This is a genomic window from Paenibacillus marchantiophytorum, assembly GCF_014640555.1.
GTDB classification, from domain to species: Bacteria; Bacillota; Bacilli; order Paenibacillales; family NBRC-103111; genus Paenibacillus_E; species Paenibacillus_E marchantiophytorum.
The window spans coordinates 47481-61916 of the sequence record NZ_BMHE01000010.1 but is presented as its reverse complement, the minus strand read 5'-3'; the positions used below and the strand labels follow the sequence as shown (position 1 = coordinate 61916).

Here is a 14436-nt window from a genome sequence, read left to right as displayed (position 1 = left end):
ACTATAAAAACGATACAGTTCGTTAGAACAACACACATTACTCAGCCTGGATCAAATAAGCGGCATTCCTATGCCAAGCACTTTTACTGCACTTCAGCAAGCGTAGGGAGCGCAGGAATCGCCCCCCGGCGGGTGGTCGTGATCGCGCCGACACGATTGGCGAAGGCGAAAACACGCTCCGCCGCGCCGGGCTCCGCCAGCGCGTCAACGATCGTTCTCTGCGTCACGCCCAGCGACGCCAACTGAAAGAGCATGCCGCCGACGAAGCTGTCGCCGGCGCCGGTTGTATCCACGGCTGCCACAGGCGTGCCGGGGATTACCACATCCTGCCGTGCGGTCACGACACGGCAGCCCTCAGCACCTAAAGTGATGATCACCACTTTAGGTCCCTGCTGCAGCAGCTGCTGCGCACCTGTGGTCGCGTCCACGCCGAGGAGGAATTCAATCTCCTCCTCGCTGACCTTGACCACATCCGCAAGCGGAAGCTGCGCAAGGATCTCGGCTCGCGCTGCGTCAGCGCTTGGCCACAGCGCAAGGCGCACATTGGGGTCATACGACACCAATGCGCCAAGATCTTTGGCCCGGCGCGCCGCGTCGAGCGTAGCCGTACGGCATGGCTCGGCGATCAGCGATACCGAGCCGAAGTGATAGACCGCGGCGTCTTCCAGCCACTGCGACTGGACTTCGTCTGCGCGCAGCAGCATGTCCGCCGCCGGGTCGCGGAAAAACAAGAAATCGCGCTCACCGTCCGCGCGCAGCGATACAAACGCCAGACCGGTCTTCGCCTCGTCGGTCTGCACAACAGCCGTGTGCACGCCGACTTCGTCAAGCGTGCGCACGAGGAAATCGCCGAACGGGTCGCGGCCGATTTTGCCAATAAACCTGGCGTCGCCGCCGAGCTTGGCGACCGCCGCAGCCACATTGGCCGGCGCTCCGCCCGCCGCCCGCTGGAAGCTGGTCACATCCGCCAATGCTTGCCCATTCACTTCCGGTACAAAATCAATCAATAATTCCCCTAAACAGACGATATAACGTTTATCCATTCTCACTTCCAGCTCCTTAGTTTTGATAACCCAAGCCATTCAGCACATAGGCTGAGGTTTGTCGAATAAGCGTGTCCATATCAGGCCGCTCTTCCGTAAACATCAGTTCAAAAAACTCCCGCTGCTTGTAGAAAAAGATCGATCCCAACACAAACATCAGCGTGCTATCGAGAGAATCGAACTTGAAAATCCCGTCATTCCGACCTTTATCGAGAAAATCTCTGAGTTTTTTCCAAATGGGATACACAATTTCCCTCATATGATCCACCCGCGAGGTAATCGTAATAATCTCCATCTGCATCATCGCAATTAACTGAGGGTCCTGATTTCTGATCACAATAACTTCTGAAATGATCGAGTTAATCCCAATTAAAGGATCTTCAATATCAAATAAAGCATTCAATTTGTCATTGGGGAAAAATTGTTTGAAAATCTCATGGAAAACGCTCTCTTTTCCTCCAAAATAATAGGAAACCAGAGCCACATTGGCCCCGGCCTCCTCACATATTTGTCGCACACTGGTTGCATCATAGCCATTAATGGCGAACAGCTTTTTCGCTGCTAATAATATTTTCATTTTCATATCTAATTCTTGACCAACCACTGCAGCAGCGCCCTCCTCATTAGGTTACGCAGTTTTTTGAAGCTGTTGCCCGACAAGCGCAGCTTTCGTCTTTTTCACAAAGACAACGGCGATATCCACGACAAGTGCAATTCCTGCGATGAGGAAAAGGAACCCAACTTCTTTGGTTGCACCGGGACCGCCAAACAAAATGTTCATAGCGCCATTAACGGCATAAGTTGCAGGGAATGCGTTGCTGATTGAATGATAGAAATTTGATAAAAGCTCACGCGGAACAATCGCCCCTGATGAGACCAACTGCAAGGATAACATCGCGATGTTAAATAGCATACCTGCGTTCCCAAACAAAGTCAAAAACATTTGTGCAACGAATGCAAAGGTTAAAAGAAACAGAGATTCGAATCCCCATAGAGCCATAAAGCCTTTCTCTACATGCCCGCCTAAGGAAACAACCATAATTGCACTAATGAGACCTACAACAATAGCCGCAGCGACAGTCACGATGATACGAGCGCCTAACAGACCGCCTTTAGAAACAGACGCACCAAGCATTTTAGTTGACACGCTAAAGTTCATTCCCATGATCATCGTCCCAACGATGGAAGCCAGCACGAGCATCATCGGCAGCATTTGATTCGGCATATCCTTGACTTTATTCGTACTTTGAATATCGGAGGTTACTTTGGTCGCCAATCCTTGACCGATTTGTCCCGCTTGCTCAGCCGGCAGTTTCGGATTCATCTGGGTAAGCACGGCTGTTGCACCTGCTGCCACAGCTTCTTTATTGACGGTTGATGTGATATTACCTGCTACGGCTTGCATGACGGACTTTGTCATCGACGGGTTTGATTCATTAATCGTATACGTAATGGGCGCCGTTTGCCCTGCCGTTTGCAATTGTTTCGTAAAATCACCCGCGATTTTCATCACCATTTGGACTTCTCGATCGTCGAGCATCTGTTGCGCTTGTTCATTGGAAGCGATAACTTCCGATTTGAAAGGCAGATTGGCTTGAAGATTCTGAACGATTTTACCGCCCATCGCCTGATCCTCATTCACGATCGCAATCTTTAAATTGCCTGTGTTATCCGATACGCCTGCGTACCCTGTCATCCAAATTATGCTGAATAACAGTTGAAATGTAATGGCTGTGATGATACCAACCTTCGTCGTTCCTTGTTTGAGAAATTCGCTTATTGCCTGTTTCATGAAAAGCACCCCTTTTATTAAACAATCGTTTTAAACGTTTGTTTAAATTATAGGATGGCATCTTAATTCTGTCAATACATTGCAGGTGTGCTTTCTACGACACTCTGGTTACGCTGCCGCCAGACATGAATCTGTTCGCACCGGGGCCCTCCATGATGCCTAGCTCCTGCATTGCGGACACCGCGCTCTTCGCCCATGAAGGAATGGCCGAATCATCCGCGTAGTCGGTTGAATAATTCGCTTCGAGCTTTTTGGAAAAAGGAAATCTTCCTTCCTCCTTCCAATAACTGTCCTCTACAACATACTCCGGTCTTTACTTGGATTGACCTTGTAATATTTCTTATATAGTTTGCTGAAATAAAAGATATCTTGTACACCTATTCTATCAGCAATTTCACTGATAGTTAGCGGTGTTGTCCGCAAGAGCACTCTAGCTTGCTTCATGCGCACGCCTTCCACATATTCAATAACGGATACGCCCTGATGCTCTTTAAATAGTTTAGAGAAATGAGATCGACTTATGTTAATGTGATTGCAAATATCATCCACAGTGAACTTATTTGAATAATGTTCATGGATATAATTTAATGCTTCTACAATCTCTTTCCGATGTGTGCCCATATAATGATAGTCATTCAACCATTGCTCAAATATGATTTTATAATCATTTAACCGATACGCTTGTTTGCGGCTAATTTCTGTTTTCAAATCTTCTGTAACCGAATATCCCTTTTTCTCAATAAAAGTAATCAGGAACTTTAAATCTTCTTTTACTGTACTTGGTTGACGCTTTAAATAGCGGACTAAATCAAAAAAGGACTCGATCCACATCGGTAAATTTGAATTCATCGTGTAGTTGTTTTCGTTTTCCACCTCTATATTTTGAAAAAAGGAATACAAATCTATATCTTTGCTAGTAGACTCCTGCTCATTTGGAGAGATGAGACATGCCGGCATACAATAAAATAATTGTGTCATATCGTTGACCGAATGACGAACCTTCTCGATGAATGAATCCATCGTTGTGAATTCATATCCAGTAATTAAAGAAGCTTCAAGTTTTAAAAACTGTTGTAAAGCCAGCTGTACTCCTTTCATTTTCTCGTCATGTTTCTCCCTATTACACTCACCGAAATCCAAAAGTATGAATCTAGCGTTTTCCAAATGAAACAATTCATTTTTAGGATGAAATTGTTTGATGACCTCTACCGCTACATTCATAAAAGCATAGATGGCGAGATCCGCCTGGCAGTTAAATTTTGACGCACACCAGTCCGTAAATCGATCCACTTCCAGAAAGGTAAACATCGACTGGGTCTCCTCGAATTGAAAGACTTGAACGTTCAATTTCATTGATCTTTTGATCAATTCTGCCGTGTTGATACGCTGATGAAGCCATTCATAAAACAATGAATTCTGAACCATTAAAAGTTCATTAGAATCTAGCCGTCCTTTTTCCAAACTTTCATTTCGTGAATTTTCATAAGCGCGATTTAGTTCAGATACCAGACTCTCCTTACTGACGGTTGCTTTGAGCAAATAATTTTTGGCCCCATATCGCAATGCCAATTGCGCAAGGTCAAACTCTGCATAGTTGCTCAATACAATAGACCATAACCGAGGATAGAGAAGCTTGCATTGTTGGATCAACTCAATACCATCAATGATAGGCATACGAATATCCGTCAGCATAATGTCTATTGCCTTATGCTCTAATACATCTAGTGCTTCTCTTCCATTTTCCGCTTCCCATAGCTCAATGCCACTGTCCTCTAACATCCACTTCATGTGTTTACGGACAGGTGCCTCATCTTCAACAATCAACAGCTTCATTAAAGATCAGCTCGTTTCATCTGGAATAAATATCGTTATACATGACCCTAAAGATGGGGAACTACTGATATCGAAAGTGGAGGATCCCCTATAGTGTAGTTTCAAACGATCCTTTACATTCGATAACCCAATATTCTTTCTTGATTTTTTGACCCCGCGATCTACGAATCCGAGTCCATTGTCTTGAACCGTTAACTCCATTCCACCCTTTTTAACCATAGCACATATTTGAATGCATCCCTCCGTTTTACCTGCAAAAGCATGTTCAAAACAATTTTCTAAGAGTGGTTGTATGAGCATTCGTAAAATTAACTTATCCAGAGTCCCCTTTTGAAAATGAATGCCGACTTTATACTCATCACCAAATCTAGCATTTTGTATCTCGATATACTTAAGCAAATATTCATTCTCTTCCCCCATTGTCCAATGAGAGTCATCTTTATATAACTGCTGTCTTAGAAGAAAGGAAAGAGATAGAACTAAAGAACTTATCCTTTGTTGTGAGGTGGAGTCAGCAATAAATCGTATCGTACTTAATGTATTTAATAAAAAATGCGGATTCATTTGCTGTTGAAGCATTTGCATTTCTAATTTTCTTTTTTCAATAGAGGCGAGTTCAAAGTTTTTTCGAGAAGTTGTTAAATTGTGGACCAATTGGCGAAGAATTTCTGATAATTCAACGATTTGGTAGTCGGATTTAATCGAAATGGTTAAATTAGATGAATTCGTGGTTAATTGCTTGGATAAGAAACGAATTTGATTAAATACATTTCTAGTTGTTTGAAGTACTACAATCATAATTACAATATAGATAACAATAATCAAAGCAATCGTCATAAACACAACCAAAGTAAACAATTTCAATGGATTGTCTAAAAAATCCGTGCTCTCTAATTGGTATAAGTGCCAATTCGTTGGATTTAGCTGCTTCACGCTGCGAGTATTCGTGCTTTTCGATATTTTCTCAACGGAGTGCTCACCATCTATTTGAGTTGAAAACACACTTTCGTGCTTCTCATTTTCAATGATGTAATGTCCCCCATCGTTTTCAAGAATATTTTCTATATATGAATTAGGAATAACTATGGAGATCATACCCTTATTAGTAGCAGTTCCGGGGTTAAACAGCCATCGTGTAAACACAATAAAGCTTGCGGATTCCCCATTTATTTGTTGACTCTCCACAGTAGACCACTTGAAACTATCAAAAATATCTGCATCCTCCCAGTCCATGATCGATAGCACCCGTCCCTGCAGTTCTTCCTTTCTTAAGCCTAATCGAGAAGTGTCTGACTGATACATATTCCCGTTATTGTCACGTAGAATGACCACATATTTTTCATTGAGAAAGAAAGCATACTGCAGCCGTTCTATCGCTTCTAAATAAATTTTATTTTTCTCAATGTCGAAAGGATCCTTGACTTCAAGTGCACCCAAAAATTGCCTATCATTAATAAATAAATTAGTAGCCATAAATATTCTTTGAAATAAATCTTGAACACGAGAAGATGTTTGTTCCATCCTAAATTGATTAACCTCGTTCACCTTGTTCAACAATGTTAACTCCGTGAAACGATAAACAAAAAAAAGTACCAGGGATAAGGGAATAAAAACGGCCACTAGTAAAAAAATCAATCTGCGCTGAACCGATTTAGGACCTGAATACCGTCTACTACTCCATATCATACTACTTCTTCTCCTTGTAAAAGTTCTATGCCCGACTCTAATAAGACGGGCATAGAAGGTTACTTATTTATTTTTTTTGATCTTGGATCACTTTGTCGACTTTTTGCTTAACCGTTTTCAAAACATCATCAACTGATATTTTTCCAGTGTAGTATTGTGTCATTTGATCCAAGAAGGTTGCTTCGTATTCAGATGGCGCGCCCAATACTGGCTTTTCTTCGACATTAACGACAGCTGCGTCACCGCCAAACAAATATTTGACTTGTTCCAACGTAATTCCGTCGTCTTTTAATTTGTCTGCTAGCTCCTGGAAATACTTGTTTGCGTCGATTTTATTATACATGGGAAGAGTTCCCGTACTCAAGGTGTAATCTGCAACGTACTCTTTAGCGAATATCAACGCTTCTTTGGCATGTTTTGAATTTTTAGGAACAGCCAGGGAATCGATGCTTGACCAGTTCATATGTTTGCCAGCCATTTCTTTCGGCACAGGCATTGGGGCAATTCCAGCTTTCCAATCACGAGGGAATTTATCTTTTTTCGTAGCAGCCAACTGTGCATACCATTGGGCACCAACAACCATTCCGTAATTCCCGTTCCAATATGAGAGGAAATCCGTATTGTTGGAGATATATTCCGCTACTGGCATTGCTGCTTTCTTTACATTAATAACATCATTCATCCATTCCAAGCTGCGCTTGAATTCCGGTGCGTTAATATTACTCAAACCATCTGAAGTATAAAACTTGCCATCGGTTAATTGACTGCCGTAACCATAATAATACATGCCCCAATTGTTATAAAACATACCGTACACTTTGTCTTTCCCGCTGGCATTGTTCGTTAGTTTCTGAGCTGTGACGGCGTATTCCTCCCAAGTCATTGGAACCTTAGCATCGGGGTAAGGTACTTTAGCATCGTCGAATACTTTTTTATTATAAAACATCATCCAGTTATTTTGTTGAATAGGGAATCGATAATATTTTCCATCCTTGTCTGGTTTAAAATCACCGAAATCTTTACTCATATCTACGCCAGCTTCTTTGGCTGCTGCATCAATTGGCATCAGAAACCCCTTATTAATCGCATCAAACTGATCGACACCATTGCCCCAGATTAAATCAACGATAGAGCCACTTGCCAGCATGACATTTCTTTTATTAATGTATTGTTCATGAGGGACTGCGATTGAATCAATCTTAATAGTCGGGTATTTCTTTTGAAAGCGCTCAATAAAGGCTTTATATTCAGGCGTATCTGTATACTCAGAAATGTTTAATACCTCAAGTGTCATGCTTTCTGTTGGGCTTGAAGTTGCGCCTTTGGCATCAATTGCATTTGTACTACTTGGTGAACTGCTTTTGGAACCACAACCAGCAGCCATGAAAACTAACATACAAGAAGCAGCGATAATTGATAACTTTTTAATCATGATTATTCATCCCCTTATTTGTTTTTTGTACAATTTGATTATAGGTTGAATTGCGTTTGAAATTGAATGGAATAAACGCTTGGCTCATTTGTAGAATTATCTGTTTTTGTTCTATTATCCTTTTATTCCTGAAGAAGTCACACTCTCGATAAATTGTTTTTGTAGAATCAAAAATACACTTAATACAGGCACAATAGCAAGACATGCAAGTGCCATTTGTTGGGCATAGTCTTTACCAAATTGAGTTTGAAAACTTTGCAAGCCCATAGGTATCGTATATAAATCTTTTGATTTCAAAAAAATAAGGGGCTGATAAAACTGATCCCAGATCATAAAAAAGCTTAGTATGCCAAGCGTAATCAATGGAACTTTCGCTAAGGGCAGTGCTACTTTCATAAAAGACCGCGTAATTCCGCTACCCTCCATGTACGCAGCACTAATTAATTCGCGTGGAAAACTTAAAAAGAACTGCCGCATGAGGAAAATAGAGAGAATATCTAAGATATTCGGGATAATTAATGCCCACCTTGTATCTAATAAATGAACATATCGAAACGCGATAAACTGTGGTAACAAGGTAAGCTGATACGGTACAAACAGGGTCATTAAGAACAAGAAAAATATAGCGCCGGAATATTTGAATTTTAAAAACCCAAACGAATATCCACCAAATGCAGCAATAATCAAACGAAAAATGACAGAAAATAGAACAACAAAAACTGAATTATATAACCATGTTAGAAAAGGTGTTTTAAGCCAAATGGTTCTGTAATTCTCTAAATTCAATTGCCCCCAATGCAAGAAGACAAATGGTTTTTCAAAAACTTGGCTTTCAAATTTAAAAGATGTCGATACCATCCAGAGAAGCGGAGTGATAAAGATTAATCCAATTATGATAAATAGAAGCGATCTTACAAATTTTTGAACGTTAACCCCATTATTCACAGTTATCCTCCTCCCTTTTATTATTTTATTGATAAAATACCCATTTCTTTTGTGCAAGCCAATTGATCCATATTAACAATAACGTTATCAGGAAAAGGAACACACCGATTGCAGAAGCATAAGAGAAATCAGAAAATTCAAAAGCAGAACGATAAATATAATAGGTAAGTGTGGTTGTACTGAATGCAGGTCCACCTTTCGTCATTAAGGCCATTTGATAGAAAGCCTGAAGTCCGCCAATAATTGTGATCAGTAGAAGGAAAAAGGTAGTAGGGGAGATTAATGGCAGCGTGATATGTCGGAATCTTTGCATGCGATTCGCCCCATCAATCGACGAGGATTCATAATAGTCAACTGATACTGTTTGTAATGCGGCTAAGAATAATATGCAATGATAACCAACATCTTTCCATGCTCCGATGGCGGCAAGAACAGGCAGTGCCCAATGCGTATCAACCATGTATTGAGGAGGAGATGTAACTCCCAAACTTATAAGCAAACTATTTAAAGGTCCTTGCGTCGGGTGCAAAAAAACATTCCAAACAACTAATGTTGCTACATAAGTGGTGATGTAAGGGATAATGAAGAAAGTTCTTACCAAACCTCTCAAATAGAGTTTGGCATTTAAGATTAATGCCATAGCTAGTCCAAGTACAAGAGTCAATGGGACATAAATCACCAAATAAATGCCTGTATTTTGAACGGATTTCCAAAAATCTTCCTCATGAAACATTTTGTTATAATATTTCAACCCTTCAAAAGAAAAACTCCCTGACATGAGGTCTACTTTATTGAAGCTCAAGAAAAAAATTCCCAGTATCGGTAATAAAACAAACAAGAAAAATCCGACAATACTTGGGATTGCAAATAAGAAACCTACTTGCTTTTCGCGCCTTTCCAACGAATAACCACGGCGAAATTTCTTCATTGCAGGTTTAGTCAGTGTATTCATCTTCTCCACGGGTTACCTCCTACTAATTTATTGATTAGTAATATTATCTTCTATTTCAGAAGGACCCGGAATGGAGCAAATGCTTGACTCATTTGTATTATTGTCTTATTTCCTAAATGTTCAAGGGTAGTGATCAGCCACCATCGCTCCGTTCGCTTCGCATGCCCACATTTCAGGCGCAAGCCCGTACCCGTGAGGCCAAAAAGTGGTTGTCAGAAACCGAGTTATCCATCGAGCAAATTGCCGATAAACTCCAGTTTTCGTCAGCGAACTACACAACTACTTACTTGTGACAATCGTTAGTTATTAATTATGTTTCCGTGCCTCTTGTTTACCTATAAAAAAACGGCTTCGCCGCCCTGAGACATCAGACTCTTATTAGCGAAAAAACCGAGGGAGGGAACTCTAGTTCGCTATTTGGGCAAATATCAGGGATGCGCGGGTCTTAGCGGAACTACAGGGTCTTATTTCCAAGAAAAGCGCTGAATTTCCCATGAAATAGCAGAATAGCGTCCTATAGTTCCCTTAACCTCGCGATAATGCCACTTTTTGCTAGAATAGCTTACTGTAGTTCCCTTTCCCCCGTGCGAGGCAGGCGCAGAGGCAGCTAGAGTAACTCCGCGTTCACCCCAAATTTGAAAAAAGGCCACCGGGCAGCTTACGCCCAGTGACCATTGTTTGCCTATTGTCAACGAATTGGCTTGCGTTTGAATAATAAGTACAGGAAGAACGGGGCCCCGATCCCTGCGGTGAATACCCCTGCCGGTATATCGAGCGGCATAAACAGCATACGCCCGGCCAAATCAGCCAACAGCAGCAGAATCGCGCCGGTCAAAGCCGCAACGGGAATGATGAGCGTATACGAATTGCCTACGAGCTTGCGAGCGATATGGGGAGCCATGAGGCCGAGGAACGAGATCATCCCTGCCACCCCGACGGCCGCCCCGGCAAGTGCTACGCTGTAGAGCAGCACGATGACTCGGGTAACCTGAATCCTGCTGCCAAGCCCCATAGCCGTCGCTTCGCCTAGTGTCTGAATCGTCAGCTCCTTCGCATATAGGAAGGAGAGCGGGATAAAGACGGCAATCCAGGGGAAGATGATCTGCACGTACTTCCAGCTTGTCCCGTAGATGCTGCCTGTCATCCAGTTCAGCACCTGAGCGGCCAAGTAAGCCGGCCCGCTGATGAGCAGGAACATGGTGAGCGCCCCCATCGCAGTCGAGAGTCCGATGCCGATGAGCACCAGTCTGTAGGTCGATACCCCCCGCTTCCAGGCGAGGGTATAATTGATAAGGACCGCGAGAAGCGCTCCCACCATCGCAACAACTGGAACCCAATGAATGCTGAAGCCGGTGAACAGCGTCATGAAAGCAACAGCCGCTGCGGATGCGCCGCCGGTGACACCCAGAATGTCCGGAGAAGCGAGCGGGTTCCGAATCACCCCTTGCAGCAAGGCGCCCGATACAGCCAGCGCCGCACCGATTAAGATCGCGGCAAGGATTCGCGGAAGCCGGAATTTCATGAGAATCAGCTCTGAGCTGCCCAAGTTCTGACCGGTCAACGAGCGGACAACATCCTTTAGCGGGATGTTTACACTGCCGACAGAGAGGCTAAACATGGCAAGCACGATCATCACGAGCAGTAAACTGATGATGATCACAGCCGATCTTCTCGAGCGTGATTTAGTCATGCTGCTTCCTCCTTGCCGCATGGATCAGAAAGGGAACGCCCAGCATCGCCGTTGCGATACCGACGGGTACCTCCTTAGGCATCAGGACGAAACGCGCCGCCAGATCCGCCGCTACGAGCAGCACGGCTCCGCTTAATGCGCAGCACGGCAGCAGCCACCGGTGATCATGACCAATCAGCGACCGGCACAGATGCGGAACGATCAGTCCGACGAATGCGATCGGACCGGCAGCCGAGACCGAACTTCCGGCGAGCAGGACGACGACAAGCGACGACAGCAGCCGGATGAGCGTCACACGCTGCCCCAGACTCCGGGCACTCTCCTCGCCCAGCACCATAATATTGAGGGAGCCCGATAAAAACATCGCCAGACCTAACCCAATAGCCATATAGGGGGCTACCGACAGCAAATGGTCCAAACTCCTCTCGGAGACGGACCCGATCATCCAGAACAAGGCTGTATCCAGCGACTGTTTGTTTATCAGAATCAAGCCCGACGTGATCGACGAAGCAAAAGCGCCCATCGCCGCGCCAGCCAGCGTCAGCTTGATCGGCTCGAACCAGCTGCCCCGCATCGCGATCGCGTAGACACAGATCGAGACGAACAGCGCGCCGGCGAAAGCGATCCAAATCATCGTATTCATCGTAAGGGCCGATCCATATAGGACCAGCCCGATGACGATGAATAACGAAGCACCTGCATTAATGCCAAATATAGAAGGGGAGGCCAGCGGGTTTCTCGTCAACACCTGCATGACGGTGCCCGCTACTGCGAGACTGGCGCCTACGGCAGCTGCGACCAGAACCCGCGGCACCCGGGTCGTTCTTAGAATCAAATGCTCATTGGAGCCATCGAAATGCTTGTAGCTCATCCACAAATCGCCAAGCCCGTAGGTGTGCGCCCCTAGTAAAACGCTTGCTGCGGCGAGCAAGATCAGAAACACAGCTCCCGCTGTCAATCCGATCATCTTGCTTTTGCGTGTGTGCAGCAAAGCAGCCGTATTATTTGACATCGAAATATTTGATCAATTCATCCAGGAGCAAGTTAGCCGCTTTGTATCCGCCTGCGGAGTTCCAAATCCCTTCATCTACCTGAACTACTTTATTGGCTTTCACTACGTTTAAGTTTTTGAATAACGGGTCATTCATCCATTCTTTCACCACATTCGCAGCATCCGTCTTCCCTTTGGCTTCCGAGACGAAGTAGAACAGGACATCTCCGTCCATTTTAGCGATATTTTCTTTTTTCATAACTTCAATGAAAGAGTCCTTGTCCTGCGACTCAGGACGTGCGAAGCCCAGTTGGCCCAGCAGTACGCCAGCAAATGTTTGTTTCTGGTAAATGCGCACCTGTGTCGCCGAGAAACGCGCCAGTGAAACTTTCGTTGCTGCTTTGCTGCCGAGCTTCGCTTTCACTTCCGCTACACGTTTGTCGAAAGCAGCCATTGCTTTCTCGCCTTCATCCTTCTTGTTTACCACCTCTGAGTACAGCTTGAAATTGACTTTCCAATCCCCGACCAAATCAGCCGCGAACACCGTAGGTGCAATTTGCTTCAATTGATCGTAAATTTTCTCCTGTCTCACTTTGTTCCCAATAATCAAGTCCGGTTTCAAGCTGGCAATCAATTCAAGATTCGGCTGCAATTCATCCCCGACGACAGTTACATTCTGCATATCGTTCTTGATATGGTCGTACCATGGCTCTCCGATCCAGGACATAACGGCTCCCACTGGCTTAACACCGACCGCGAGCAGCGCTTCCGTCCCCTCATTGGTCAGGATCACGATTCGAGATGGCGTACCCTTGATCGTCGTTTCGCCCATCGCGTGTTTAATGACCCGCGGAGCATCAGCTTCCTTATTCGCCGCGGCGGATGGAGAGCTGCTAGCGGCCGGGAGCGGCGTCACTCCATTGGTTGCAGTAGGCGTTGCCGTTGACCCCCCGGTCGAACAGGCACTTAGCAGTAATGTGAAACAGATGACGACCATCGTAGTCATCCATGCTCTTGTCTTCTTATACATTTGTGAATCTCCTTCTTTCTTATAGTGATAATGATTCTCATAACCATTACTACTATAGCGTCTTAGCCCCCCCGCCACAATGGAATATTTCGACACCGGGAATGGATTATTTCGACGCCATTCCCGATCATACGACTCTTTGAAACTTTTGGGAGAAACACCTTCCTGCTTTTTAAATATCCGGCTGAAATAGTAACTGTCCGCGTAGCCGACACTCTCCGAGATCTCTTTCAGCGTTCTGTCTGTATAGATGAGAAGCTCCTTAGCCTTGTTGACCCGCAACTGGATCAGGTACTCAATTGGACTTGTATCCATTTGATTCTTAAACAATCGGAGCAGTTGTCTGGACGTACATTCCAGCATGTCGGCCAACGCTTCCAGCGTAACTGGCTCCTGATAATGTTCCTCCATATAATAGACGGCTTGGCTGACGAGATCGGGAGGGATAACGTCGACCCCTTTTTCGTGCAGCTGTTCAAGCAATTCGTAAAGCAATTGATAGAATAACGTCTTCACTTTAAATTTATCGAGCGGACTGGGCGCCTGCCATGTTTGATACATATGCTCCAGCTTCTCCAGCCAAGATATCGGAAACTTAGGCGACAAACTATAGCGCAACTGGAACGGATTCTCGCGCTCCATCAGACTGACGAGTTCAAATCGGCTCGGGAGCGGCAAAGTTGCCTTGTACAGCACCATGAAATATTCCAACTGTTCCGCAGCCACAATGTCGAGACTGAGCCCCTTACCTACATGCAGAACATGGAATCGCTCCATACGGCTTTCGACTCCGTCCATGTACATCTGGGCACTGCCGCTGGTGACATACAGGAAAGCGCTTGTCGGCACGCGATATCCGCGCATCACTTCGCCAGGCTCCAGCATCATGCGGCGAACATCCATCACTCTGATGAGAACATGATTCCACAATACGATATGGTCGCTAATTCTCATAAATTGGCCATTCCTTTCTTTACGTTCTATTACAGCTATATTAAAGCTATCATATCACAATTGAAATTAATTCTCATTATCAATTGGA

11 protein-coding genes and 1 pseudogene are annotated in these 14436 nt (G+C 44.5%); all 12 read right to left on the bottom strand.

All coding sequences use genetic code 11. The annotated features are described in order from the left end of the window. Positions 1-83: 83 nt before the first annotated feature. The 12 genes and pseudogenes from IEY34_RS12440 to IEY34_RS12385 all read right to left on the bottom strand — a co-directional run bounded on the left by IEY34_RS12440 (position 84) and on the right by IEY34_RS12385 (position 14348). On the bottom strand, positions 84-1043 hold the full coding sequence (locus tag IEY34_RS12440; RefSeq protein WP_189011914.1) for a PfkB family carbohydrate kinase: 960 nt from the start codon (positions 1041-1043) through the stop codon (positions 84-86). 16 nt (positions 1044-1059) lie between these two features. Continuing rightward, the gene (locus IEY34_RS12435) at positions 1060-1647 is read right to left on the bottom strand and encodes a TetR/AcrR family transcriptional regulator (RefSeq protein ID WP_189011912.1); all 588 of its coding nucleotides are present in this window, start codon (positions 1645-1647) and stop codon (positions 1060-1062) included. 24 nt (positions 1648-1671) lie between these two features. Further along, positions 1672-2835 carry a YhgE/Pip domain-containing protein gene (locus IEY34_RS12430; RefSeq protein WP_189011910.1) on the bottom strand — a complete coding sequence of 388 codons (1164 nt, stop codon included), beginning with the start codon at positions 2833-2835 and terminating at the stop codon, positions 1672-1674. 94 nt (positions 2836-2929) lie between these two features. Further along, positions 2930-3046, bottom strand: a pseudogene (locus IEY34_RS37825) (S-layer homology domain-containing protein); the annotation flags it as partial. Positions 3047-3129: 83 nt separating this feature from the next. Beyond that, complete coding sequence (locus IEY34_RS12420) at positions 3130-4668, bottom strand: response regulator transcription factor (RefSeq protein ID WP_189011908.1); 1539 nt, start codon at positions 4666-4668, stop codon at positions 3130-3132. Positions 4669-4674: 6 nt separating this feature from the next. Then, entirely contained in the window at positions 4675-6213 is a 1539-nt protein-coding gene (locus IEY34_RS12415; protein WP_229757625.1) for a sensor histidine kinase, read from the bottom strand. A 208-nt stretch (positions 6214-6421) separates the two neighbouring features. Continuing rightward, complete coding sequence (locus IEY34_RS12410; protein ID WP_189011904.1) at positions 6422-7786, bottom strand: ABC transporter substrate-binding protein; 1365 nt, start codon at positions 7784-7786, stop codon at positions 6422-6424. 114 nt (positions 7787-7900) lie between these two features. Further along, positions 7901-8731, bottom strand: coding sequence for a carbohydrate ABC transporter permease (locus IEY34_RS12405; RefSeq protein WP_189011895.1), 831 nt, complete (start codon positions 8729-8731; stop codon positions 7901-7903). A 25-nt stretch (positions 8732-8756) separates the two neighbouring features. Beyond that, positions 8757-9683 carry a carbohydrate ABC transporter permease gene (locus IEY34_RS12400; protein ID WP_229757624.1) on the bottom strand — a complete coding sequence of 309 codons (927 nt, stop codon included), beginning with the start codon at positions 9681-9683 and terminating at the stop codon, positions 8757-8759. Between the two features lie 688 nt (positions 9684-10371). Then, complete coding sequence (locus IEY34_RS12395; RefSeq protein ID WP_229757613.1) at positions 10372-11373, bottom strand: FecCD family ABC transporter permease; 1002 nt, start codon at positions 11371-11373, stop codon at positions 10372-10374. Beyond that, the gene (locus tag IEY34_RS12390; protein ID WP_189011889.1) at positions 11366-12385 is read right to left on the bottom strand and encodes a FecCD family ABC transporter permease; all 1020 of its coding nucleotides are present in this window, start codon (positions 12383-12385) and stop codon (positions 11366-11368) included. The genes IEY34_RS12395 and IEY34_RS12390 overlap by 8 nt, the downstream gene beginning before the upstream one ends. Further along, on the bottom strand, positions 12375-14348 hold the full coding sequence (locus tag IEY34_RS12385) for an AraC family transcriptional regulator (protein WP_189011887.1): 1974 nt from the start codon (positions 14346-14348) through the stop codon (positions 12375-12377). The genes IEY34_RS12390 and IEY34_RS12385 overlap by 11 nt, the downstream gene beginning before the upstream one ends. Positions 14349-14436: the final 88 nt, after the last annotated feature.